The sequence below is a fragment of the Ramlibacter lithotrophicus genome (assembly GCF_012184415.1).
Lineage (GTDB): Bacteria > Pseudomonadota > Gammaproteobacteria > Burkholderiales > Burkholderiaceae_C > Ramlibacter > Ramlibacter lithotrophicus.
The window spans coordinates 65,504-89,895 of record NZ_VTOX01000001.1 but is presented as its reverse complement, the minus strand read 5'-3'; the positions used below and the strand labels follow the sequence as shown (position 1 = coordinate 89,895).

Here is a 24,392-nt window from a genome sequence, read left to right as displayed (position 1 = left end):
TTTCCTGAAATGCCCAGGTGGCGGAATTGGTAGACGCACTAGTTTCAGGTACTAGCGAGTAACATCGTGGGGGTTCGAGTCCCTTCCTGGGCACCAAAAGACAGATGATAAAGCCGGCGCAAGCCGGCTTTGTCTTTTGGTGAGCCGGGAAGCGAAATCCCTGCGGACTTCGCTTTTGGTGAACTGCAAAGCAGTGCCTGGGCACTGCGCCACGCATCCGCGCATCGGGCGAGCGAAAGATGCAACAAAGCCGGCTGACGCCGGCTCCGTCGTTTGCAGCCGTGCCGTCAGACCGGCACCGCCACGAGGTCGTGGCCCTCGGCGGCCACGATGCGCGCCTGGGTGAACTCGCCGACCTTCAGCTGCTTGCTGAGCTTTTGCGGCGGCAGGAGCTTGACGGTGCCGTCGATTTCCGGCGCGTCGGCATACGTGCGCCCGACGCCGCCCTTGCGGCCAAGCGCCGGCGCCGAATCGACCAGCACCTGCATGGTGGCGCCGACCCGTTCCCGCAGCCTGGCCACCGATACCTCCTCGGCGACGGCCATGAAACGCTCGCGCCGCTCCTCGCGCAGCGCCTGCGGCAACATGCCCGGCAGGTCGTTCGCGGCGGCGCCCTCGACCGGGCTGTAGGCGAAGCAGCCGGCCCGGTCGATGCGCGCTTCGCGCATGAAGTCCAGCAGGTGCTGGAACTCTTCTTCGGTTTCCCCGGGAAAACCGGCGATGAACGTGCTGCGGATCACGAGCTGCGGGCAGGCCTCGCGCCATTTCCGGATGCGCTCGAGGTTGCGCTCGCCGCTGGCGGGCCGCTTCATCCGCCGCAGCACGTCGGGATGGCTGTGCTGGAACGGCACGTCGAGGTACGGCAGCACGCGGCCGCTCGCCATCAGGGGGATCACTTCGTCCACGGATGGGTACGGATAGACGTAGTGCAGGCGCACCCAGGCGCCGAACGGCTCCGCCAGGTCGCCCAATGCCTGCACCAGTTCCAGCATGCGCGTCTTCACCGGCTTGCCGTCGAAGAAGCCGGTGCGGTACTTCACGTCGACGCCGTAGGCCGAGGTGTCCTGGCTGATCACCAGCAGTTCCCTGACGCCGCCCTCGAACAGCGCGCGCGCCTCCTTCAGCACGTCGCCGACCGGGCGGCTGACGAGGTCGCCGCGCATCGAGGGGATGATGCAGAAGGTGCAGCGATGGTTGCAGCCCTCGCTGATCTTGAGGTACGCGTAGTGGCGCGGCGTGAGCTTGATGCCGGCGGCCGGAACCAGGTCGACGAACGGATCGTGCGGCTTGGGCAGGTTCGCATGGACCGCGTCCATCACCTCCTGCGTCGCGTGCGGACCGGTCACCGCCAGCACCGACGGATGCATCTGCTGCACCAGGTTGCCGCCGCCGCTGCCGGTCCTCGCACCGAGGCAGCCGGTCACGATCACCTTTCCGTTCTCGGCGAGCGCGTCGCCGATGGTGTCCAGGCTCTCGCGCACGGCGTCGTCGATGAAACCGCAGGTGTTGACGATGACGAGGTCCGCCCCGTCGAAGGTCTTGGCCGTCTGGTAGCCCTCGGCGCTCAGCTGGGTGAGGATCAGTTCGGAATCGGTGAGCGCCTTGGGACAGCCGAGGCTCACGAAGCCGACCTTGGGCGTCCGGGTCTGGTTGGAGGGTACTTCCGTCATAACCCTCCATTGTCCCCGACACGGGGTTTCTCCGGCGCCGATGTGGACTTTCGATTTCAGCGCTTGATGCCGAACGCGCCCAGCATCTGCTCGGTCTGCCTGGCCATCTGCTCCTGCATCTGCTCGAACATGTGCTTGGACTGTTCGACGTAGTTGCCCATCATCCCCTGCATCAGCGGGTTCTGCATGTTCATGAACTGCGCCCACATCTCGGGCGTGAGCGTCTTCGACTGCTCGGCCAGCTTGGCCTGGATGTCGGTGAACGCCTGCACGTTCTTCTCGAGGTAGCTGCCCATGAAGCCCTGGGCCGCGTGGCCGTAGAAGCGGATCAGGTTGGCCAGCGCCGCCTCGCTGAACATCGGCGCGCCGCCCGCCTCCTCCTCCAGGATGATCTGCAGCAGGATGCTGCGCGTGAGGTCCTCGTTGCTCTTGGCATCGCGGACCACGAACGGCTCCTGGTCCATCACCAGCTGCTTGACCTCCGACAGCGTGATGTAGCTCGACGTGTCGGTGTCGTACAGGCGGCGGTTGGGATACTTCTTGATGACGCGCAGGGCCGGCTTCGGCGCCGCGTTGGCTTTCTTGCTGTGCACTGGGTGGGGCTCCTCGCGCCGGCCGGGAGCGGACGCGATCTATTGCAGTGCAACAGATTCTAGGAGCGCCCCCTCCCGCCCAGGCCAAGGTTTTCCCTGAGGAAGAGATCCGCCGCCGGCGACGGTCCGGACTCAGACGTAATGGACCGGATCGAGTTGCAGGATCGAACCGACGATGCCGGCGATCTTGTCCGTGTTGAGCGACAGCAGCGCGGCATGCGCGAACAGGTCGCCGGCCGTCTCGAAGCTGGTGCCGATCAGGCCGGTGTATGCCTGCACCTCCTGCGCCGTCGCGGCGCGGCCCACGATCGACTGGAACAGATAGGCCACCACCGTCTCGTTGCTCGCGCCGCCGGCATAAGCGTTGATCATCGCCTGCGCCAGGTCGCCCAGGTCCTGGCCCGCAGCCGCCCTGTCCGCATCCGCCAGCCAGTCGCTCAGCCGGGCGACGTCGGGCGTGCCGAACGCCGCGTTCAGCAGCGCGTACACGTTGTAGGCGTGCTCGCCCACGCTGGTGTCGAGGGCGAAGAGCGAGCCATCGCCCAGTTGCACGCGCTCGACGTTCACCAGCGTGCTGGCGTTGGCGCCGTTGTGCAGCGACAGCACGTTGCCGTCCCAGCTGTAGCCGGTAACGCCGCTGGTGCCGAAGGTGTACGTCACCTTGTCGACGCCGGCACCGCCGTCGACCACGTCCTGGCCGCTCACCAGCGCGACGACGTTGTTCTGGCCGTCGCCCTGGTACACCTGGTTGGCGTCGGTGTCGGTCACGGCGGTGCCGCCGCTCACCGGCACCTGCTGCGCCAGGCCGTAACCCGCGTAATTCACGGCCCGCAGGCCGGACACGAAGATGCCCGAGTCCAGGATCTCGTCGCCCGTGTCCCCGATCGCGATCTTGATCGTGTTCGTGCCCTGTTGCAGCGGCGCCGTCACCTGCAGCAGGATGGACACGCCGTCGTACTCGATCGGCAGGTTCTGGCTGGCGCTTTCGTCCCACGGATCGTTGTCGCGAAAGTTGCCGGCGTCGATGTTGGCCTTGACGACGCTGAGCGGCTGGGCCGCGCTGCCGTTGAACAACGCGTAGTTGACGCCGTTGACGTACACGCCGGCGACGTCCACGAATGGGCTTTCCTGGAACTCCGGGTACTCGTCCGAGGCGAAGACCACGTCGAACCGCAGCCCGGTGGCGGCCGGGTCCGTGACCTGGACCTGGAACTGCAGCGTCGTCACGTCCCGGACCTCGCCGGCGCCCTCGAATGCCGCATGCACCGTGGCCTGCAACTGGGCGTCGGCGTCGGCGTCGCCTTCGAGCGAAACGCTGTACCCGCTTTCGTCGTTGGTCGCCGGCGGGGTCGAGTCGCCGGACGTCAGCAGCAGGCCGGCGCCGATGTTCAGGCTTGCGATCGATCCGTCGTAGAAGGACAGGCTGCTCGCGCCGTCCGGGTCGGTGCCGTAGCTCACGACCGTCGACCCGGGCACCAGCGTCACGCCGCCGCTGCCGGCAAAGATGGCCGACACGAGGGCATTGGATCCGTGGACGGCGGGGTCGTACGCAACAAAGGTCATCCGGGTTCTCCTCTGAAAAGTGGCGGAAGAATAATGGTGCGGCCCTGCCGCAACGACAACCCGCAGGCGTAACATCCGGTCACAAAGAGGGTGACCATGAAACTGACGGTCTGCGGGTGCGGTACCGGGCACCTGGAACGCGTCGAGCGCTCCTGGTGGATGCGGCTGCTCTTTCCAGGAAGGCGGCTGTATTACTGCAGCGCGTGCCGCAGCACGCGCCTGGTCCGCAAAGTACTGCGGGCGCGGGCCGACACGGCGGCGCGCGAAGTCGCAGGGGTTCGATGAAGCCGCGGTGAGAGGCCTGAAGGCGGAAGGGCCTGGCGGCGGGGCCCGGCCTGGTTGCCGGGCGATCCATCCTCCGCAGGGAAGATGGTAGGCGCGATTGGACTCGAACCAACGACCCCCACCATGTCAAGGTGGTGCTCTAACCAGCTGAGCTACGCGCCTGTGTGTGTCCGAGCCTACGATTGTAGCAGAGCGGCGGCGCCCTTCGCCGGCGAGTCTGCGAAATCGCGTCAGCGCCGGCGCGCCCAGTGCACGCCTGGCACGTCGGCGACGGTATGCAGCACCTTGGCGAGGCGCGCCGAGTCGGCGACCTCCACCGTGAACGTCATCCAGGCACTGCCCTTCACCGACTGCGTCTGCACGCCGATCACGTTCATCTTCTCCTTGGCGAAGACCTCGGAGATGTCGCGCAGCAGCCCCTGGCGGTCGGCCGCCTCGACGGCGATGTCCACCGGATACACCGCGCCGGATTCGCCCGGCGCCGTGCCCCATTCCACCTCGATCACCCGCTCGGCGCTGCGCGCGGCCAGTTCGCGGAAGTTGCTGCAGTCGCGGCGATGGATGCTCACGCCCTTGCCGCGCGTCACGAAGCCGCCGATCGCATCCGGGGGCGCCGGCTTGCAGCATTTCGCCAGCTGCGTCATGAGCGAATCGATGCCGACCACGAGCACGCCGCCCTTGCCCGTGCGCTCCGAATGGCGCGCCTTCTTCAGCAGCACCTCGTCGTGCGGCGCGGGCGCCTCCGCCGGGCGCAACAGCGCCTCGATGTGCCGCAGCGAATATTCGTCCTTGCCGACGACGGCGAACAGGTCGTCGGCCGACTTGAAGCCGAGCTGCGAGGCCAGCTCCTCCAGCCGCACCGCCGTCCTGCCTTCGCGCTGCAGCAGCTTCTCGACCGCCTCGCGACCGCGCGCCACCGTCTCGTGCCGCAGCTGCTCGTTGAACCACGCGCGCACCTTGGCCTTGGCGCGGTTGCTGGCCAGGAAGCCGAGGTCGGCATTGAGCCAGTCGCGCGACGGCCCGCCTTCCTTCACCGTGACGATCGCGACGGTCTGCCCGTTCTGCAGCGGCGTGTTGAGCGGCACCATCGCCCCGTCCACCCGCGCGCCGCGGCACCGGTGGCCCAGGTTCGTGTGCACGCTGTAGGCGAAGTCCACCGGCGTGGCGCCTTGCGGCAGTTCGACGACGGCCGCGTCCGGGGTCAGCACGTAGATGCGGTCCTCGAACAGCCCGGGCGCGCCGCCGGCGAGATCGCGTTCCCACGCGAGCAGCTGCCGCAGCACCGCGATCTTGGCGTCGTATTCACCGCTTGCCGTCACCCCCGCGTAGCCCTTGGCGCCGGCTTCCTTGTACGCCCAATGGGCCGCGACCCCGTGCTCGGCGTGTTCGTGCATCGCCTGGGTCCGGATCTGGATCTCCACGGCCTTGCCGGACGCCTCGCGCACGACCGTATGCAGCGACTGGTAGCCATTGGGCTTCGGCCGCGCGATGTAGTCGTCGAATTCGTCCTCCACCGGCGTGAAGCGCTCGTGCACCCAGGCGAGCGCGGCGTAGCAGTCCTTGATCTCAGGCACGATCACCCGCAGCGCCCTGATGTCGAACACCTGGTCGAAGCCGAGCGACTTGCCCCGCATCTTCTTGACGATGCTGTAGATGTGCTTGGGCCGCCCGAACACGCTGGCCTTGATGCCTTGCGCCCGCAACTCGCGCTCCAGGCGCGCCCGCAGCTGCTCGACGTACTCCTCGCGCTCGGCGCGCTTTTCGTCGAGGAGGCGGGCGACCCGCTTGTACGTGTCCGGCTCGAGGAAGCGGAAGGCGAGGTCCTCCATCTCCCATTTCACCTGCCAGATGCCGAGCCGGTTGGCCAGCGGCGCGAAGACGTTGAGGGCCTCTCGTGCCACGCTCGGCGGCGCGGCCGTCTTGCAGGCGGCATGCCAGCGCAGCGTCTGCAGCCGGGAGGCCAGGCGCAGCATGATGACGCGCAGGTCGCGCGAGAAGCCCAGCAGCATCTTGCGCACGACCTCGGTCTGCGCCTTCGGGTCGTCGACCTGCTGCCCCCCGTCGGCGGCTTCGCGCGTCTGCTGCTGGATCCGCACCAGCTTCGTGGTCTCCACGGCCAGCGTCGCGTAACTCTCGCCGAAGGCCTTGGCGATCACCTCGTGCGGCTTGTTGAGGTGCTGGCACGCGTACACCAGGTAGCTGGCCGCCTGCATCGCCTCGGAGCCGCCCATGGCCTTGAGGATGGAGGCAACCGCGTCGGCGTGCGCCAGCGTGTTCTCGCCCGTGTCGAGGGTCTCGCCCGCGATGAACGGCTCGGCGAAAGCCCGCGCGCGCGCCAGCGCATGCGCCTGCTGCGGCAGGTCCTGCTCGGCGGCGGCGATCAGTTCGGGCCGCGCCCCGTCCGCGTGTTCGGCAAGCGCGCTCTTCATTGCGGTTCGGGCTCCAGCAGGAACGACGCCACCGCGTCGACCTGGTCGACGGCAACGAAGTTCGGCGCATGGCCGACGCCGGCGAACTCCACCAGCCGGGCGCGCGGCCCGCGCTGCGTCATGGCCAGCGCCGTGTCGCGCCGCAACAGGTCCGACTCGGCGCCGCGGGTCAGCAGGGTCCGCGCCGTGATCCGGTCATACGCCTGCCACAGGGCCTCCTGTCCCTGCAGCGCCGCTTCGGGCGTCAGGGTGCGAAACGGCACGGCGATGGCCGGGTCGTAGTGCAGCGTGAAGCCGCCGTCGGGCAGCGGCCGCACCATGTGACGCGACAGTGCCAGCCACTCGTCGCGGCCGTGCGGACCGAAGCTGCGCGAGATCGCCCACATGGCGTCCGCCGCTTCCTCGAACGACGCGAAGCGCCCGGTCTGGCCGAGATACGTGCCGATCCGGGCCAGCGCCTCCCATTGGATCTGCGGTCCCACGTCGTTCAGCACCAGCCGCCGCACGGGTGCCGGCAGCAGCGAAGCGCCCTGGACCGGGGCCGCCGCGCCCTGGGCCGCGACGCCCATGCCGATCAGGCCGCCCATGCTCGTGCCGACCCAGTCGAGCGCCGCGACGGGCGCCTGCGCATGCAGGTGCGCCAGGAGCGCCACCATGTCGCCCACGTACTGCGGCACCTGGTAGCCCAGGGGGTTGCGCAGCCACTCGCTGCGCCCGCGGCCCGCCACGTCGGGGCAGACGATCCGCAGCGGCCCGGCGGCGCGACGCAGCAAGGCCCGGGCGAGCACGTCGAAGTCGCGGCCCTGGCGGGACAGTCCATGGACGCAAGCCACCAGGTGCGGCGCCCGCGCATCGCCCCATTGCCAGTAGCCCATGCGGTGCCGCCCCTCGGCGTCGGGGCACGATACGAAGTTCAGGCTGGGGTCAGGCATGGCGGAAACGAAAACCGGATACTCTCGCCTGCACGGCGCAGGCTGTCCTGATCCTAATTCAAGTACGGAGTCCATCATGTTGAACGGCAAGACCGCCCTGGTGACTGGCTCGACCAGCGGCATCGGCCTGGGCATCGCGAAGGCGCTGGCCAGGCAAGGGGCCAACATCGTCCTCAACGGTTTCGGCGACGTCGACGGTCCCCAGGCCCAGATCCGAGCGCTGGGCGCCGAGGTCGCCTACCACGGCGCGAACATGGCCGACCCCGGCGAGATCGAAGCCATGATGAAGTTCGCCGCCGGCAAGTTCGGACGGGTGGACGTGCTGGTCAACAATGCCGGCATCCAGCACGTCGCGCCGGTCGACGAGTTTCCGCCGCAGAAGTGGAACGACATCATCGCCATCAACCTGTCGAGCGCCTTCCACACCAGCCGCCTGGCGCTGCCGGCGATGAAGGCGGCCAACTGGGGCCGCATCATCAACGTCGCTTCGGTCCACGGCCTGGTGGCCTCGGTGCAGAAGTCGGCCTATGTCGCGGCCAAGCACGGGCTGGTCGGGCTGACCAAGGTGACGGCGCTGGAGACGGCCACCACGGGCGTCACCTGCAACGCGATCTGCCCCGGCTGGGTGCTGACGCCGCTGGTTCAGCAGCAGGTGGATGCACGCGCCGCCGCCGGCAAGTGCTCCAACGAGGAAGCGACCCGGCAACTCCTGGGCGAGAAGGAACCGTCGATGCAGTTCACTACGCCCGAGGAGCTGGGCGAGCTGGCCGTCTTCTTCTGCTCGGCCGCCGGCAACAACATTCGCGGCGTGGCGTGGAACATGGATGGCGGGTGGGCAGCCCAATGAGGTAGGGCGAGGGGCAGGTCCGCAGCGCTGGGCGAGGGGCCCCACGCCTGCGTGGGGATCGACCCGCGCAGGACCTGCTCGCTGGCGCGGCGCTCGATGCGCCGCGGCGGCGACAAGCGCCTCGCACAAGCGCCTCGCGAACCCATCCCGTCCCGCCCTCACCCCAGCCCCAGCGTCCTCGTTTCCGCCGTCTCGAACCAGCCGGCCTCCGGGCGGTAGTCGCAGCGTTCGACGACGCAGCGGCGCGCCTCGCCGGCGACGGGCGCGCGCCAGTGGATCACGTTGACCGAGTTGCACGTGCCATGGCGCACGCGGCTGGACACGGCCGTCCCGGCCTGCACGCACCACATCGGCCGCGGCGTCGGCGGCGACGCCGTGGCGAGGTCCAGCACGTAAGGCAGGTGGATGTGTCCGCCCAGCACCAGGTCGGCGCCGGCGCGCGACCACGCCTGGAGCGCCTCGTCCGCGCCGCGCAGGCGATCGTGTTCATCCTCCGCTCGCACGACCGCGGCCGGCTGGTGTGTCACGACGATGCGCAGTTGCCGCGGGCGGGCGGCCTGCAGTTCACGGGCCACGCGCCGCACCTGGTCGGCCGAGACTTCGCCGTTCTTGTGCCGCGCGGCGCGCGTGGTGTTCACTCCCACCACGAAGAAGTCGTCGGTGACCAGCGTGGATTCCAGGCGCGGCCCGAACTGCGCCAGGTAGCGGTGGTACGGCCGCGTCGCGCGCGCGAACAGGTCCAGCAGCGGAATGTCGTGGTTGCCGGGCAGCGCCAGCATGCGGCGGATCCCCAGCCGGTCGCAGAGCCGCCGGGCGGCGGCAAACTCGGCCGGCTGGGCGCGCTGCGTGATGTCGCCGCTGAACACCAGCACGTCGGGCAGCCGCTCGCGCGCCAGCGCTTCGAGCGCCGCCACGACCGGAAGCTGCTCGGTGCCGAAGTGGGTGTCTGAAATGTGCAGCAGGACGCTCATTCGCGCGGCACCCGGTCCTCGGGCGCCGGCATCATCAGCTGCAGCCGCTGCGCCGCCGCGGCAAAGCGCAGCGGCGGCGCCATCACCCGCACCTCGCCGTCGGTCGCGACCTTGACCCGGCGGGCGCCGAGCACCCTCACCTGCAGTTCGTGGAAGGAAAAGGTCCGGACCTGGTCGGCGTCGCCGAGGCGTCCCAGCGCGCCGCGCAGGGCCAGCCACAACATCGTCCATGCCCCCGCGGGCCGCGTGACGACGCCCGCCAGCCGGCCGCGGCCGGTACGCTGCGCCACCTCCTCCTCCAGCCCGACCTGCTCCACCTGCAGCCGGTTGTTGCCGACGAAGAGCGTGGTGGTCGTCAGCACTGTCCGCACGCCATCGAGTTCGATATCCAGCCGCAGCCGGCGGTGCCAGCGGAACACCGTGGCAAGCCCGGACAGCGCCGCCACCCAGCGGCGCCGGCCGAGCCGTGCCTTGAAAGCTTCGCGGTCCTGCAGCACTTGCGGATACAGGCCCAGGCTCGCATTCACCAGGAACACCTGGTCGTTGACGAGGCCCACCTGCACCGGCTGGGGCCGCCCCCGTACCAGCGCGCGGGCGGCCGCTTCCGCATCGAGCGGGATGCCGTGGTCGCGCGCGAGGTAGTTGAACGTTCCCTGCGGGATGACGCCGAGCGCGCATCCATGCCGCAGCGCGGCCGCCGCCGCCATGTTGATCGTGCCGTCGCCGCCGGCCGCGACCAGCACGCCCCCGTCATCCGCCGCTTGCGCCGCGGCGCGTTCGCAGGCCTCGGGCAGGTCCGCCGGGTCGCCAAGCCGCGTGAACTGCGCGGGGTGTCCCGCGGCCCGGAAAACCTCTTCCAGGACGGCCTGCGTGTGCTGCGCGTCGTGCTCGCCCGAACCGGCGTTGATGACGACGTGCAGCGGCCGGCGCACCGGGGTAGTCGGCACGCCGGCGGCAGACGGGGAGAGCTCGGCCAGCATCGGCCCAGCTTAGCCAACCCACCCCCGGCGGGAGTGTCGGACGGCGGCTAGCGAAGTTGTACGGAACCCGAGACCGTCACGGTGACGGCGGTCTTCCCGGCCTCCACCGGCAGCGGCATGCCGGCCGCCTCGCGCGAGACGGCCGCGGCCATGGCGCTGCGGCGCGGTGCGAAGCCCTGGTCGTTCAGGTTCACGGCCACCTCGCGCAGCGCATAGGTCGAGAACCCGAATTCCCGGGCGAGGTCGCCGGCCTTGCCCTTGAAGCGTTCGATCGCCAGGGACTGCGCCTCGCGCTCCACCTTCGCGCGCTGCTCGCGGCTCAGGTCGTACCCGACCCGGGCAACAGTGAGCGTCTGGATCCGGGCGGCGGCCTGGGTGATGCGGGGGAAGTCGCGCCCCTCCAGCACCAGTTCCGCCGTACCGTGCCAACCGTTCATGCGGCCGTCCTGCAGGTGACGGGGCCACAGCCCGAACTGGCCGGTCCGCACCTCCATCCGGTCGGGCTGCGCCGCGGCCCTGGCGATCACCAGGGCCGCGTCGAGCGCTTTCTTCAGCTGCTCCTGCAGCACGACCGGGTCCGTGCCTTCCCGGCTGGTGGTGACGGCGATGCTGAGGATGTCCTGCTGCACTTCCACCGTGCCGGTGGCGGCCAGCTGCAGGACGTTCTGGGGCGGCGCCAAGGGCAATCCCTGTGCCCGGAGTACCGTCGCCGCACCCAGCAGCGCAACGGTGGCCAAAATTCGCACGGCGGACAGGGAGCGGATCTTTGTCATGGGGATTCATCCTGGTTCGAAGCTCGCGCCAGTCTGCCACTGGCCGCAGGGTCGGGGCCATGCGGCGGCCTCGCCCACAGCAGGGAGACCTGCTCGACAGTCGTTGCGGCGTGCAAGTTGACGGCGGCATGGTGACCGCTTGCCGCGTGCCGCAACATTTGTAACACTATGTCAGCGACTGGGGGAAACCCCGCACGTGCCGCGCTGAGCCCCTCAAAATCGCCTCTGTTACAAATCCTCAGGAGCACCATGGCCCAAGCTGCCGCCCGTACCGACAAGATCCTGGTGGTCGACGACGACGCCCGGATCCGCGACCTGCTCCGCCGGTACCTGACCCAAGAGGGCTTCGAAGTCATCCTCGCGGAAGACGGCAAGGCCCTCAACCGCCTGATGCTGCGGGAAACCGCCGACCTGATCGTCCTCGACCTGATGATGCCGGGCGAGGACGGGCTGTCCATCTGCCGCCGCCTGCGCGCGGCGAACGACCGTACTCCGATCATCATGCTGACCGCCAAGGGCGAGGACGTGGACCGGATCGTCGGCCTGGAAGTCGGCGCCGACGACTACCTCGGCAAGCCCTTCAACCCGCGCGAGCTGCTGGCGCGCGTGCACGCGGTGCTGCGCCGGCGTCCGGCCCAGGAGGCGCCGGGGGCGCCGTCCAGCGACAACGAGGTGGTCAACTTCGGTCCCTTTGCCTTCGATCTGGGCGCGCGCACGCTACGCAAGAACGGCGAGGAGCTGCCGCTGACCACCGGCGAATTCGCGATGCTCAAGGCGCTGGTGCGGCACCCACGCCAGCCGCTGTCCCGCGAGAAGCTGGCCCAGCTGGCGCGCGGCCGCGAGTTCGAGCCGTTCGACCGCAGCCTGGACGTGCAGGTTTCCCGCCTGCGCAAGCTGGTCGAGGTCGACCCGGCCGCCCCCCGCTACATCCAGACCGTGTGGGGCGTCGGCTACGTTTTCGTGCCGGACGGCGCGGGCTGATTCGTCCCCGCGCGCCGGTCCCGCAATAATGGGGCTGCGCAAACACATGAGCAGGGAACCAGCACGTGGACCGAGGCGAGCGGAACGAGATCGCGACCGGGCCGGCGCCGCTTGAAACGGCGCCGGCGCCGCTGGAGATGCGGCCGCCGCGCGTCGGGCTGTCGCTGTTCTGGCGCACCTTCTTCCTGTTGTCGCTGCTGCTGATCGGCAGCATCGTCGCCTGGCTGCAGACCTTCCGGGCGCTTGAGTTCGAGCCGCGGGCGGTGCAGACCGCCCAGCAGATCGCCTCCCTCGTCAACCTGAGCCGCGCCGCGCTGGTGCACTCGGATTCCATCGCGCGGGTTTCGCTGATCAAGACGCTGGCCGACCAGGAAGGGGTGCGCATCCTGCCGCGCGAGCCCAACGACCGGTTCGCGAGCTTCAGTCCAGGCGAGCTCGACAGCCGGGTCATGGACGAGCTGCTCACGCGGCTCGGCCCCGGCACCATCGTCGCCGCCAGCGTCAACAAGGAGCCCGGCCTGTGGGTCGGTTTCCACATCGACGCCGATCGCTATTGGATGCTGCTGGACCGCGCACGCATCACCAGCGTCGGCGGCCGGACCTGGCTGATCTGGTTGATCACGGCCGCCGGCCTCTCGCTGGCCGGCGCGGCCCTGATCGCGCGGCTGATCAACCGGCCGCTCAAGCAGCTGTCGTTTGCCGCCAGCCGGGTGCGCGACGGCGACTTCGATGCGAGCCGCCTGGACGAGAAGGCCGTCACCAGCGAAATCCGCGAGGTGAACATCGGCTTCAACCGCATGGCCCAGCAGCTGGCCAAGATCGAGCAGGACCGGGCCGTGATGCTGGCCGGCATCTCGCACGACTTGCGCACGCCGCTCGCCCGGCTGCGCCTGGAGACCGAGATGAGCGTGGCCGACCCGGACGCCCGCGAGCACATGGCCGCCGACATCGACCAGCTCGACGCGATCATCGACAAGTTCCTCGATTACGCCCGGCCGGAACACGCCGAGCTCAAGCCGGTGCTGCTCAACGACGTGATCGAGGCCTGCCTGTACGCGGTGCAGGACCACACCGACATGAAGATCAACCTCGACATCGCCAAGGGCCTGTACGTGATGGCCGACGAGGTCGAGCTCGCGCGCGTGATCTCGAACCTGCTGGAGAACGCCCGCCGCTACGGCAAGACTCCGGAGACCGGCATGGCCGTGGTGGACATCTCCGCCAAGACCCGCAACGAATGGGTGCTGCTGAAGGTGCGCGACCACGGCATGGGCGTCGCGCCGGAGGCGCTGCCCAACCTGATCAAGCCCTTCTTCCGCGGCGATGCCGCGCGCACGGCCGCGACGGGTGCCGGGCTCGGATTGGCGATCGTCGACAAGACCGTGCAGCGGATGGGCGGCATCTTCGCCCTGGCCAACACGGCGTCCGGCGGCCTGGCGGCGCATATCAAGCTGCAGCGGGCCCGCCTGCCCACGCCGGAGCCCGAGGCGGAGACGCGGGCCGAGGCGACCTTCTAGCCGGGCCTGGTGAGCAGGACGATCGCGCGGGCTTCGATCGCGATTCCCGCGCCGACCGGTCCCAGCTTCTCCGCGGTCTTCGCCTTCACGTTGACCTGGCGCGGCGCGACCTGCGCCGCCTGCGCGATGCGTTCGATCATCGCCTGGACGTGAGGCGCGAGGCGCGGGGCCTGCGCGACGACGGTGCTGTCGATGTTGCCGATCTCCCAGCCGGCGGCACGCACCCGGCGCGCCGCTTCCGCAAGCAGCACCATGGAGTCGGCGCCGCGGAAGCGATCGTCGCTGTCCGGAAAGTGGCGGCCGATGTCGCCCAGCCCGGCGGCGCCGAACAGCGCATCGGTGATGGCATGCGCCAGCGCATCGGCGTCGGAGTGACCGAGCAGCCCGGCGTGGAACGGGATCGTCACCCCGCCCAGCACCAGCGGTCGCCCCGGCACCAGGGCGTGCACGTCCCAGCCCTCGCCGATGCGCATCGTCACGGTCGCCTCCGGCACCGGCTCGTGACGTGACGGCGGCCGGCGCTCACCGCAACCGCGCCTTCAGCACCGCTTCGGCCAGCGCGAAATCGCCGGGATACGTGACCTTGAAGTTCTGCGTGCCGTTGGGCACCAGCAGCGGCTTCAGGCCCAGCGATTCGATCGCCGATGCCTCGTCGGTGACGTGCGGCCCGGCCCGCTCCAGCGCCTGCTGCAGCACGCCGAGGCGGAACATCTGCGGCGTCTGCGCCAGCCATTTGTGCTCGCGGTCGAGGGTGGCCACCGAGCGGCCGCCCTCCTCCTGCTTCAGCGTGTCGACGACCTTGTGCGCCAGCAGTCCGCCGACCTCGTCGGCCATGCAGGCGTCGATCAGGGCATCGATCAGCGCGGGCGTGATCAGGCAGCGGGCGGCGTCGTGCACCAGCACCCAGTCGCGCTCGGTGGCACCGGCGCGCCCGAGTTCGTACAGGCCGTTCATGACGCTGGCGGCCCGGGTCGGGCCGCCGCACGGCACGACCAGCGCCGGGGTCGGATTGCGTTCGAAGAAACCGTCGCCGGGGGCGACGACGATCAGCGTCCTGGAGATGCGGCGGACCGCGCCGAAGGCGGCCAGCGTGTGCCAGACCATGGGGTGGCCGGCGATGCGCTCGTACTGCTTGGGGCCGTTGGTGCCGGCGCGGCTGCCCGTGCCGGCACATGGCACCAGCGCGAAACAGCGGGATTGCGGTTTGCTTTCACTCGTGACCATGGGTCCATTCTAGAATCGCGTGGCACACCCCGCCCTGATCAGGCGCGGGGTGTTTTGTATTTTTTTGCCGCGGCCGCACGCGCCGCCTTGCCGATGGATCTACCGAAACTCAACGCCGGACGCCGGTTCACCCTGCCGCGGCCGCCCGGCTCGGCCGACGCGCTGCTGCTGGCGCGGCTGGCAGGACGCGAGCAGGCGGAGGGCCGTGTCACGGCCATCGTCACCGCCGACGCGACCGACGCCCAGCGGCTGCTCGAAGAGCTCGCCTTCTTCGCGCCGCAGCTGCGCTGCGCGCTGTTCCCGGACTGGGAGACGCTGCCCTACGACACCTTCTCACCGCACCAGGACCTGATCAGCGAACGGCTGGCGACGTTGTGGCGCATCTCGCAAGGCGAGGCCGACGTGGTCGTCGTGCCCGCCACCACCGCCTTGTACCGCGTGGCGCCGCCGGCGTTCCTCGCCGGCTACACCTTCCATTTCGCGGTCAAGCAGAAACTCGAGGAAGCGAAGCTGAAGGCCCAGCTCACGCTGGCTGGCTACAGCCACGTCACGCAGGTGGTGAGTCCGGGCGAGTACGCGGTGCGCGGCGGCCTGATCGACCTCTTCCCGATGGGCTCGCCGGTTCCCTACCGCGTCGACCTGTTCGACGACGAGATCGACTCGATCCGCACCTTCGATCCCGACAGCCAGCGCAGCCTGTACCCGGTGCCCGAGGTTCGCCTGCTGCCGGGGCGCGAGTTCCCGATGGACGACGACGCGCGGGCACGCTTTCGCAGCCGCTGGCGCGAGCTGCTCGAAGGCGATCCGACCCGCAGCCGCATCTACAAGGACATCGGCAACGGCGTCGCCACGGCCGGCATCGAGTACTACCTGCCGCTGTTCTTCGACGAGACGGCGACCGTGTTCGACTACCTCGGCGAGCGCGCCACGGTGGTGCTGCACGGCGAGACCGAAGGCGTGTTCCAGCGTTTCTGGCAGGACACGCGCGAGCGCTACCGCCTGGTGCAAGGCGACCCCGACCGGCCGGCCCTGCCGCCGGAGGCGCTGTTCCTGAGCGTCGAGCAGTTCTACGGGCGGGCCAACGAGCACGCGCAACTGGCGATCCGCCCGCCCGCCGGCGGCGAGAGCGCCGAGGCCGATGCGTATGCCGAATTCGCGGCGCTGCCGCCACTGGCGGTGGTCCGCGGCGCCGACGAACCGCTGGCGCGGTTGAAGCAACACCTCGCGGCGACCAGCCACCGCGCCTTGCTGCTGGCCGAAAGCGATGGCCGCCGCGAAAGCCTGCTTGATTTCCTGCGCGCCAGCCACCTCACGCCACCCGCCTTCGACTCGCTGGCGGAGTTCCAGGCCAGCGACGAGCGCGTGGGCATCGCCACCGGGCCGTTGGCCGCCGGTTTCGCCTGGATCGAAACCGGCATCGACCTCGTCACCGAGACCGAGCTGTTCGCCGCGGGCCCGACGATGCGCCGCCGGCGCAAGCAGGAACAGGTCAGCGACGTCGAGGCGCTGATCAAGGACCTGTCGGAGCTCAACGTCGGCGACCCGGTCGTGCACACGCAGCACGGCATCGGCCGCTACCAGGGACTGGTCAACCTCGACCTCGGCCAGGGCGTGGGCGATGACGGCCAGCCGCTGGTGCAGGAATTCCTGCACCTCGAGTACGCCGACAAGGCCACCCTGTACGTGCCGGTGAGCCAGCTGCACCTGATCAGCCGCTACACCGGCGTCTCCGCCGAGGAAGCGCCGCTGCACAAGCTGGGCTCCGGCCAGTGGGAAAAGGCCAGGCGCAAGGCGGCGCAGCAGGTGCGCGACACCGCGGCCGAACTGCTGAACATCTACGCCCGGCGCGCCGCCCGCGAAGGGCACGCGTTCCGCTTCTCGGCGCAGGACTACGAGGCGTTCGCCAACGAGTTCGGCTTCGAGGAAACCGCCGACCAGAACGCCGCGATCCACGCCGTGATGCAGGACATGGTGTCGCCGCAGCCGATGGACCGGCTGGTGTGCGGCGACGTCGGCTTCGGCAAGACCGAGGTTGCGCTGCGGGCCGCCTTCATCGCCGTCACGGGCGGCAAGCAGGTGGCGTTCCTGGCGCCGACCACGCTGCTGGCCGAGCAGCATTACCAGACGCTGGTGGACCGGTTCTCGAAGTGGCCGGTGAAGGTGGCGGAGGTGTCCCGGTTCCGGTCGACCAAGGAAGTGAACGCCACGCTGAAGGGACTGGCCGACGGCAGCGTCGACATCGTGGTCGGCACGCACAAGCTTCTCAGCCAGTCGACGAAATTCAGGAACCTCGGTCTGCTCATCATCGACGAGGAGCATCGCTTCGGCGTGCGCCACAAGGAAGCGATGAAGGCGATGCGCGCCGAGGTCGACGTGCTGACGCTCACGGCCACGCCGATCCCGCGCACGCTGGGCATGGCGCTCGAGGGCCTGCGCGACCTGTCGGTGATCGCCACCGCGCCGCAGCGGCGCCTCGCGATCAAGACCTTCGTCCGCAACGAGGGCAACGGCGTGATCCGCGAGGCGGTGCTGCGCGAATTGAAGCGCGGCGGCCAGGTCTACTTCCTGCACAACGAGGTGGAGACCATCGAGAACCGGCGCGAGCGACTGCAGGCGCTGCTCCCGGAGGCGCGCATCGCCGTCGCCCACGGCCAGATGCCCGAGCGCGAGCTGGAGCGCGTGATGCGCGACTTCGTGGCGCAGCGCCACAACGTGCTGCTGTGCTCCACCATCATCGAGACCGGCATCGACGTGCCGACCGCGAACACGATCGTCATGAGCCGGGCCGACAAGTTCGGTCTCGCGCAGTTGCACCAGTTGCGCGGCCGCGTGGGCCGCAGCCACCACCAGGCCTACGCCTACCTGCTGGTGCCGGACACGGAGAGCCTCACCAAGCAGGCGGCGCAGCGGCTCGACGCGATCCAGCAGATGGAGGAACTCGGCTCGGGCTTCTACCTCGCGATGCACGACCTGGAGATCCGCGGCGCCGGCGAGGTGCTGGGCGAGAACCAGAGCGGCAACATGCTGGAGGTCGGGTTCCAGCTGTACAACGAGATGCTGGCCGAAGCCGTGCGCTCGCTGAAGGCGGGCAAGGAGCCGGACCTGCTGGCGCCGCTGTCGGTCACGACCGAGATCAACCTGCACGCGCCGGCGCTGCTGCCGAACGACTACTGTGGCGACGTGCACCTGCGCCTGTCGTTCTACAAGCGGCTGGCGACGGCGCGCAGCGCCGACCAGATCGATGCCCTGCTCGAGGAGATCGTCGATCGCTTCGGCAAGCCGCCGCCGCAGGCGCAGACGCTTGTCGACGTGCACCGGCTGCGCGTGATGGCGCGGCCGTACGGCGTGGTCAAGGTCGACGCGGCGCCCGGGGTCATCCACATCACCTTCAAGGCCAATCCGCCGATCGAGCCGCTGCGCATCATCGAGCTGGTGCAGAAGAACCGCCACATCAAGCTCGCCGGTAACGAAAAGCTGCGCATCGAGCGCGCGCTGGCCGAGCCGCGCGAGCGGGCGCAGATGGTGCGGGACGTGCTGCGCTCGCTCGGCCAGCCGCGCACCGAAGCGGCCGAGGTCGTCTGAGACCGCCATGCTGGCCGTGCAACTGGCCGTGGTACTGCTGGCGCTCGCGCTGGCCCTGGCGCTGCGGCCGTGGCGGCTGCTTGCGGGAGGCCGGCTGCTGACGCCGCTGCTGGCAAGCCTCGTGGTGCTGCCCTGGCTCTGGGCCCTGCCCTCGCTGCACGCCATGCCGCTGCAATTGCAGTGGTCGGGCGCTTGCCTGGTGCTGCTGATGCTGGGCTGGCCCCTCGCGATCCCCGTGTTGTGCGTCGTCGCCGTGATCGCCACGGCGATCGCCGGTGCCGGCTGGGTCGAGGCCGTCGCCATGGCGGCCTGGGTCGGCGTCCTGCCGGCCACGCTTGGCCTCGCGATCGGCGCCGCCGTGCGGCGCGTGCTGGGCACGCATCCGTTCGTCTACGTGCTGGGGCGCGCGTTCGCGGGCTCGGTGCTGTCGCTGTTCGCGGCCAGCGTGCTGCGGCAGTGGAGCGGCGAGGCACTGCCTGGCGTCGGCCCCAACCTGTCGCTCGTCGCCCACTGGCTCACCGCCTGGGCCGACGCCTTCGTCACCGGCATGCTCGCCGCCATCTTCGTCGCCTTCCGGCCGCAGTGGCTCGCCACCTGGTCCGATGCCCTCTCCCTGCGCCGGTAAGATGGCAGCTTGTCCGCACCTCCCATGACCGCATTCGAATTCGCGCCCGGCCTCACCGTCCAGGGCTTCACGCCGCCGGTGCCGCTGGCCCGCTTCCGCCTGATCGCCTTCGACATGGACTCGACGCTGATCAACATCGAATGCGTCGACGAGATCGCCGACGTCGTGGGCAAGGGGCCGGCCGTCGCCGCGATCACCGAGGCCGCCATGCGCGGCGAGATCGCCGACTACAGGGAGAGCCTGGCGCGGCGCCTGGCCCTGCTCGCGGGCACGCCGGCGTCGGTGCTGCAGCGCGTCTACGAACACCGCCTGCGCCTCAATCCCGGGGCGCTGGAACTGCTGGCCTACGCCCGCTGGGACGGCTTGAAGATCCTGCTGGTTTCAGGCGGCTTCACCTACTTTACCGACCGCCTCAAGCCGCGGCTGGGGCTGGACTATGCGTTCTCCAACGAGCTGGAGATCGAGGACGGCGCCCTGACCGGTCGCATCGTCGGGCGGGTGGTCGACGGCCAGGCCAAGCGCGATGCCGTCGCCAAGGCCTGCCTGGAGATCGGCTGCTCGCCGGAACAGGTGATCGCGGTCGGCGACGGCGCGAACGACCTGCCGATGATGGAGTTCGCCGGCCTGTCCGTGGCCTACCGCGCCAAGCCCAAGGTGCGCGAACGCGCTAACGTGAGCATCGACACGGGCGGCCTGAACCGCCTGCTGGAAATCACCGTCCCTTCGGTCGCCTACGGTTAGCAGGGCCCGCCTTGTCCGCGCGGCGGGATCCCGCCGGGCCGTGCCTCAGGCGGGCACGCTCGGGAGGCCGGCCAAGGCCATCGCGAGTTCCTTCTCGTCGTAGTGCTCGTCGGTCAGTTCGCCGGCAAAGTACTTCTGGTAGGCGCTCATGTCGAAGTGCCCGTGGCCGCACAGGTTGAACAGGATGGTTTCGGCCCTGCCCTCCCGCTTGCAGCGCAGCGCCTCGACGATGGCCCCCTTGACGGCGTGGTTCGCCTCGGGCGCGGGCACGATGCCTTCATTGCGCGCGAACAGCACGCCAGCCTCGAAGCACTCGACCTGGTTGTAGGCCACTGCTTCGAGCAGGCCGAGTTGCCTGCAGTGGGACACCAGCGGCGCCATGCCGTGGTAGCGCAGCCCGCCGGCATGGAAGCCCGGCGGCGTGAACTGGCTGCCCAGGGTGTGCATCTTGGTCAGCGGCGTCATGCGGCCGGTATCGCCGAAGTCGTAGGCGTACTTGCCGCGCGTGAGCGAGGGACAGGCGGCGGGCTCCACCGCCACGATGCGCGGCTTGGCGCCGCCGCGCAGGCCGTGGCCGATGAATGGGAACGCGATGCCGGCGAAATTGGAGCCGCCGCCGGTGCAGCCCACCACCACGTCCGGCCATTCGTCCGCCATCTGCAACTGCTCCATGGCCTCCAGCCCGATGATGGTCTGGTGCAGCAGCACGTGATTGAGCACCGACCCCAGCGCGTACTTCGTGTCTTCGCGCTGCACGGCCAGTTCGACGGCCTCGGAGATCGCGATTCCCAGGCTTCCCGGATGGTCCGGCGTCTTCTCCAGCACCGACCGGCCGAAGGCGGTCTCGCGCGAAGGCGACGCCACGCAGCGCGCGCCATAGGTTTCCATCACGGCGCGGCGATACGGCTTCTGGTCGTAGGACACGCGGACCTGGAAGATTTCCACCTGCAGCCCGAACAGCGCGCCGGCATAGGACAGCGCCGTCCCCCACTGGCCGGCGCCGGTCTCGGTCACCAGGCGCTTCACGCCGGCCTTCTGGTTGTAGAAGGCCTGCGCGACGGCCGTGTTGGGCTTGTGGCTGCCGGCCGGGCTCACGCCTTCGTACTTGTAGAAGATCTTCGCCGGCGTGCCCAGCGCGCGTTCCAGGCGGTGGGCGCGGTACAGCGGCGCCGGACGCCAGGCCCGGTACACGTCGCGCACGGGCTGCGGGATCTCGATTTCGCGCTCCGTGCTCACCTCCTGGCCGATCAGTTCCATCGGGAACAGGGGCGCCAGGTCGTCCGGGCCTACGGGCTGCAGCGTGCCCGGATGCAGCACCGCGGGCGCGGGGGCGGGCAGGTCGGCCTGGATGTTGTACCAGAACTTCGGCATCCGGCTTTCGTCGAGCAGGTACTTCGTCTGCAGGCTCATGATGGCGGCTCCTTCGCGAGTGAATGGCGAGTGAATCGGGCCGGCCAGTATGGGCGCCTCGAAATGTCCAACTACCCGCATTTACCCGGCCTTGCGGCCCCGGCGGTGGCCGCCTTGCGCTCGATCAAGTCGATCCCGCGCCGGCGGCGCGGTGCCGCTGTTCGCCGGGCGCCGCCTGCCGGCCGGGAATTTCCCGGACGCTCCAGACGACGCTTGCGTCCGCGTCGCGCCCGCGCAGGCAGGTCCCGCTCATCTCGACCCAGAACAGTTCGCCGCTGGCACGGCGCAGCCGGCGTTCGGCTCGGCACGAGCCGGTGGCGGCAATGGCCGCCCGGGCCGCGAGCCGGAAGTCTTCCCAGCCGTCGTGGTCGGCGTCCAGTTGCTGCGGCGACTGTCCGACCAGCGCTTCCGCCGGATAACCGAGCATCTGCGCGAAGCGCCGGTTCACCCATTCGATGCGGCCGGGAACGGTGAGGACGATGCCTTCGACGAGGCTGTTGAGCATGGCCTCGCGCTCGTGCAGCGTGTTGGTGAGGCGCTGCTGCGCCTGGCTCAGGGCACCGACCAGCGCATGCTCCGCGGCGATGCGGGCCTGCGCCATTTCCTTGAAGCGGCGGGCGACATTGATGCGGTCGGCGAGGGCGAACGACAGCAGGACCATCTCGAAGGCCGAGCCGATCAGCAGCGCATTCGCCGTGAAGAGGTTGGACGGCAGGACGCCCGCGTTGTGCAGGGCCAGGGTCAGCACGCCGGCCAGGAGGACCGCCCACGCCGTGAAGAACAGGCGCGCCCCGGCAAACTGCCGCCGGATGCTGACGACGCCCACCACGACGCCGGTGCCGACGCTCAGCATCGCCATCACCGTCACCAGCCAGGCCGTCGCCGTATAAGGCAAGGTCACGGCGGCGACCAGCGCTGCGGTCCAACCCGCCACTTGCAGCCTCAGGAACCGGTCCGTGCGCGGCAGGCGCGCCGCGCTGGAGAGGAAATGCCGGGCGAACTGAACGCCCAGGATGGCGGCCGCGGAGAACGCCGCCGCCGGGAGCACGCTGTTCAGCCAGGTCCACTGCGGCCACAGGAACTGGGCGCCCATTCCGCTCAGGGCCGCCTGCCCGGCGCCCAACGCCGCGGCGAACGCGGCGTAGATCAGGTAGCCGCTGTCGCGCACCGAGAGGTACAGCAGCAAGTTGTAGAGCAACAAGCCGACCAGCAGCCCGAAGTAGGAACCGAGCACGCCATAGACGGCCTGGTCGTGCTGCCATAGCGCCGTCGGGCGCCACAACGTGGCGGCGGCGACCACCGCGCCTTGCGAGCGCAGCCGCAGGTACAAGGTCGTGGACCCGCCCGGTCGCAGGGTGACGCGCAACACGTGGTTGCGATGCGGCACCGCGCGCGCCGAGAACGGCAGCAGGTCGCCCCCTGCCTGGCGGTCGAGTCCCGGCCCGTCGGGGGCGTACAGCTCGATGCTGTCCAGCGGCGGGTACGCCAGTTCCAGCAACCAGTCCGGCTGGGTTTCCGGCGGGGCATGCAGCACGAGACGCAGCCAGATCGCCGAGCGCGTGAAGCCGAAATTGACCCCATCACCGCGCTGCGGCACCGCGCCGAAACGTGCCTGCACCGCGGGTTCCAGCACCTCGTCGAGCGTGAGTTCGCCCGACGGATCCTCGAGGAAGGTCAAGGACCGCGAGAGCGGGTAGCGCTGAGCCTCGCCAATGGTCAACTCGCCGTCCGCCGCGGCGCCGGCGCCGGACGCCAGCGCGAGCACGCAGCCCATGAGCAGCAGCCAGTTGCGCGCCCGGCGAGGCACCGGCGCTCCGGTCCCGGCGGCGGCCGATTCCAGGATGCGGCGCAGAGCGGCGACAAGGGCCATGGCAGGCCCACTATAACAATTCGTTACGTTACCTGCACCGGCAGCGTTGCCGCCCGCCGCGCCCGTGCCATCGAGGAGACCCGGTACAGCAGGAACCCCGCGATGGCGAGGTTCAGCAGGTTCCAGCCGATGCCGTTGATGAACGCGGCCCGGTAAGAGCCGGTCCAGTCGAACACGGCGCCGGACAGCCAGCCGCCCAGGGCCATGCCCAGCAGCGTCGCCATCAGCACGGTGCCGACCCGGGCCCCGGCCTCGCGCGGCGAGAAATGCTCGCGCACGATGAGCGCGTAGGCCGGCACGATGCCGCCCTGGAACAGCCCGAAGAGGCCCGCGACGACGTAGAGGGACACCGGCCCCTGGAACGGCAGGAACAGCAGCAGCGCCGTGCCCTGCAGCACCGACCCGAGCAGCAAGGTGCGCAGGCCGCCGATGCGGTCCGAGATCCAGCCGGACGCGAGCCGGCTCACCACGCCCAGCCCGAGCATCAGCGACAGCATCTCGGCGCCGCGGGCCGCGCCGATACCGAGGTCGCTGCAGTAGGCGACGATGTGCACCTGCGGCATCGACATGGCGACGCAGCACGCCACGCCGGCGATCGACAGCAGCAGCAGCGCCGTCATCGGCCGCAGCCCCATCGGCCGCAGGCCGTCGGGCGGCGCGAGCCCGGCCGCGCCCGGCGCGACCGGCGCCACCGCATACAGCGGCGGCCGGCGCCGCAGCAGGAATGCCAGCGGCAGGATGGCCGCCAGGCAGAACAGGCCCATACCGATGTAGGTCTGGCGCCAGCCGGCGGCGTCGATGAAGTACTGCATCACCGGCGGCCACACGGCGCCGGCGGCGTAGTTGCCGCTCATGCAGATGGCCAGGGCCATCCCCTTGCGGCGGTCGAACCACTGGGCGGTGTCGGCAACCAGCGGCGCGAAGGTGGCCGAGGTGCCGACGAGGCCGATCATCAGCCCTTGCGCGGCGCCGAACAGCCAGATGTTCGGTGCCAGCCCGGCCGCGATGAACCCGCCGCCCAGTCCCAGGGCGCCGATGGCGACCGGCACCAGCACGCCGAAGCGGTCGGCGAGCCGTCCCATCAGGATGCCGCCCAAGCCGAAGCCGATCATCGTCAGCGTGTACGGCAGCGACGCGTCGGCGCGGGCTATGCCGAAATCGGACTGGATCCGCGGCAGGACCACCGTGACTGAATACATGCCGGAGCCGCCGATGGTCATGAGCACCAGCGACACCGCCAGCCGCAGCCAGGCGTAAGGCGATTCGATGTCGGCGGCGGTGGATTGCGGTGCGGCCACGCGCGTATTGGACACGAGATGGGCGCGACATCCGCGAAACACCGCCGCCCCCCGTTGCTTTTCCACAGTTCCGCGACCGCGCGGGCCCGGTCCACGGCTCA

Annotated in this window: 20 protein-coding genes and 2 tRNA genes; 8 read left to right on the top strand and 14 right to left on the bottom strand. The window is 69.7% G+C overall.

Annotated features, from left to right (window positions below; genetic code table 11):
• Positions 1–11 precede the first annotated feature (11 nt).
• Positions 12–96 (top strand) — tRNA-Leu (locus RAMLITH_RS00465).
• A gap of 191 nt (positions 97–287) precedes the next feature.
• Here RAMLITH_RS00465 and rimO read toward each other — a convergent pair.
• The 3 genes from rimO to RAMLITH_RS00450 all read right to left on the bottom strand — a co-directional run bounded on the left by rimO (position 288) and on the right by RAMLITH_RS00450 (position 3,826).
• Entirely contained in the window at positions 288–1,670 is a 1,383-nt protein-coding gene (gene rimO / locus RAMLITH_RS00460) for a 30S ribosomal protein S12 methylthiotransferase RimO (protein WP_168105384.1), read from the bottom strand.
• Between the two features lie 56 nt (positions 1,671–1,726).
• Complete coding sequence (phaR, locus tag RAMLITH_RS00455; RefSeq protein ID WP_168105383.1) at positions 1,727–2,263, bottom strand: polyhydroxyalkanoate synthesis repressor PhaR; 537 nt, start codon at positions 2,261–2,263, stop codon at positions 1,727–1,729.
• 132 nt (positions 2,264–2,395) lie between these two features.
• Positions 2,396–3,826 (bottom strand): choice-of-anchor L domain-containing protein, encoded by a 1,431-nt coding sequence (locus RAMLITH_RS00450; protein WP_168105382.1) that lies wholly within the window; start codon positions 3,824–3,826, stop codon positions 2,396–2,398.
• A gap of 96 nt (positions 3,827–3,922) precedes the next feature.
• Between RAMLITH_RS00450 and RAMLITH_RS00445 the strand changes: the two genes are divergently transcribed.
• On the top strand, positions 3,923–4,111 hold the full coding sequence (locus RAMLITH_RS00445; RefSeq protein WP_168105381.1) for a hypothetical protein: 189 nt from the start codon (positions 3,923–3,925) through the stop codon (positions 4,109–4,111).
• 85 nt (positions 4,112–4,196) lie between these two features.
• Here the strand turns inward: RAMLITH_RS00445 and RAMLITH_RS00440 are convergent.
• The 3 genes from RAMLITH_RS00440 to RAMLITH_RS00430 all read right to left on the bottom strand — a co-directional run bounded on the left by RAMLITH_RS00440 (position 4,197) and on the right by RAMLITH_RS00430 (position 7,472).
• A tRNA-Val gene (locus RAMLITH_RS00440) sits at positions 4,197–4,273 on the bottom strand.
• A gap of 68 nt (positions 4,274–4,341) precedes the next feature.
• Positions 4,342–6,540 carry a RelA/SpoT family protein gene (locus tag RAMLITH_RS00435; RefSeq protein WP_168105380.1) on the bottom strand — a complete coding sequence of 733 codons (2,199 nt, stop codon included), beginning with the start codon at positions 6,538–6,540 and terminating at the stop codon, positions 4,342–4,344.
• Positions 6,537–7,472 carry an alpha/beta fold hydrolase gene (locus tag RAMLITH_RS00430; protein WP_168105379.1) on the bottom strand — a complete coding sequence of 312 codons (936 nt, stop codon included), beginning with the start codon at positions 7,470–7,472 and terminating at the stop codon, positions 6,537–6,539. Before RAMLITH_RS00430 ends, RAMLITH_RS00435 begins: the two co-directional genes overlap by 4 nt.
• A 76-nt stretch (positions 7,473–7,548) precedes the next feature.
• Between RAMLITH_RS00430 and RAMLITH_RS00425 the strand changes: the two genes are divergently transcribed.
• Entirely contained in the window at positions 7,549–8,319 is a 771-nt protein-coding gene (locus tag RAMLITH_RS00425) for a 3-hydroxybutyrate dehydrogenase (RefSeq protein WP_168105378.1), read from the top strand.
• Positions 8,320–8,477: 158 nt separating this feature from the next.
• On the opposite strand, the gene RAMLITH_RS00420 is transcribed toward RAMLITH_RS00425, so the two are convergent.
• Genes RAMLITH_RS00420 through RAMLITH_RS00410 form a run of 3 tightly spaced genes read right to left on the bottom strand, consistent with a single transcriptional unit; the run spans position 8,478 to position 11,043 of the window.
• The gene (locus RAMLITH_RS00420) at positions 8,478–9,290 is read right to left on the bottom strand and encodes a metallophosphoesterase family protein (protein WP_168105377.1); all 813 of its coding nucleotides are present in this window, start codon (positions 9,288–9,290) and stop codon (positions 8,478–8,480) included.
• Positions 9,287–10,270 (bottom strand): diacylglycerol/lipid kinase family protein, encoded by a 984-nt coding sequence (locus tag RAMLITH_RS00415; RefSeq protein ID WP_168105376.1) that lies wholly within the window; start codon positions 10,268–10,270, stop codon positions 9,287–9,289. Before RAMLITH_RS00415 ends, RAMLITH_RS00420 begins: the two co-directional genes overlap by 4 nt.
• Before the next feature lie 47 nt (positions 10,271–10,317).
• Complete coding sequence (locus RAMLITH_RS00410; protein ID WP_168105375.1) at positions 10,318–11,043, bottom strand: SIMPL domain-containing protein; 726 nt, start codon at positions 11,041–11,043, stop codon at positions 10,318–10,320.
• A 249-nt stretch (positions 11,044–11,292) separates the two neighbouring features.
• Between RAMLITH_RS00410 and ompR the strand changes: the two genes are divergently transcribed.
• Positions 11,293–12,024 (top strand): osmolarity response regulator transcription factor OmpR, encoded by a 732-nt coding sequence (ompR, locus tag RAMLITH_RS00405; protein WP_168105374.1) that lies wholly within the window; start codon positions 11,293–11,295, stop codon positions 12,022–12,024.
• A gap of 65 nt (positions 12,025–12,089) precedes the next feature.
• Positions 12,090–13,541: a sensor histidine kinase gene (locus tag RAMLITH_RS00400; protein WP_420376878.1), complete on the top strand. Its 1,452-nt coding sequence runs from the start codon at positions 12,090–12,092 to the stop codon at positions 13,539–13,541.
• Here the strand turns inward: RAMLITH_RS00400 and ispF are convergent.
• Together ispF and ispD are read right to left on the bottom strand one after the other, a co-directional pair.
• A complete protein-coding gene (ispF, locus tag RAMLITH_RS00395; RefSeq protein WP_168106377.1) occupies positions 13,538–14,014 on the bottom strand; it encodes a 2-C-methyl-D-erythritol 2,4-cyclodiphosphate synthase in 477 nt (158 codons plus the stop codon). The genes RAMLITH_RS00400 and ispF overlap by 4 nt on opposite strands.
• A gap of 49 nt (positions 14,015–14,063) precedes the next feature.
• Positions 14,064–14,765 (bottom strand): 2-C-methyl-D-erythritol 4-phosphate cytidylyltransferase, encoded by a 702-nt coding sequence (gene ispD / locus RAMLITH_RS00390; RefSeq protein WP_168105373.1) that lies wholly within the window; start codon positions 14,763–14,765, stop codon positions 14,064–14,066.
• Positions 14,766–14,858: 93 nt separating this feature from the next.
• Between ispD and mfd the strand changes: the two genes are divergently transcribed.
• The 3 genes from mfd to serB are packed head-to-tail and all read left to right on the top strand — an operon-like array spanning position 14,859 to position 19,713.
• On the top strand, positions 14,859–18,347 hold the full coding sequence (gene mfd, locus RAMLITH_RS00385) for a transcription-repair coupling factor (protein ID WP_168105372.1): 3,489 nt from the start codon (positions 14,859–14,861) through the stop codon (positions 18,345–18,347).
• Between the two features lie 10 nt (positions 18,348–18,357).
• Positions 18,358–18,972, top strand: a complete 615-nt coding sequence (locus RAMLITH_RS00380) for a hypothetical protein (RefSeq protein WP_168106376.1) — start codon at positions 18,358–18,360, stop codon at positions 18,970–18,972.
• A 24-nt stretch (positions 18,973–18,996) separates the two neighbouring features.
• A complete protein-coding gene (serB, locus tag RAMLITH_RS00375) occupies positions 18,997–19,713 on the top strand; it encodes a phosphoserine phosphatase SerB (protein ID WP_168105371.1) in 717 nt (238 codons plus the stop codon).
• A 45-nt stretch (positions 19,714–19,758) separates the two neighbouring features.
• Here serB and RAMLITH_RS00370 read toward each other — a convergent pair whose 3' ends face one another.
• The 3 genes from RAMLITH_RS00370 to RAMLITH_RS00360 form a co-directional block, all read right to left on the bottom strand.
• Positions 19,759–21,123 (bottom strand): TrpB-like pyridoxal phosphate-dependent enzyme, encoded by a 1,365-nt coding sequence (locus RAMLITH_RS00370; RefSeq protein ID WP_181017725.1) that lies wholly within the window; start codon positions 21,121–21,123, stop codon positions 19,759–19,761.
• A 124-nt stretch (positions 21,124–21,247) separates the two neighbouring features.
• Complete coding sequence (locus RAMLITH_RS00365; RefSeq protein WP_168105370.1) at positions 21,248–22,993, bottom strand: 7TM diverse intracellular signaling domain-containing protein; 1,746 nt, start codon at positions 22,991–22,993, stop codon at positions 21,248–21,250.
• A 23-nt stretch (positions 22,994–23,016) separates the two neighbouring features.
• Complete coding sequence (locus RAMLITH_RS00360) at positions 23,017–24,291, bottom strand: MFS transporter (protein ID WP_168105369.1); 1,275 nt, start codon at positions 24,289–24,291, stop codon at positions 23,017–23,019.
• Positions 24,292–24,392 lie beyond the last annotated feature (101 nt).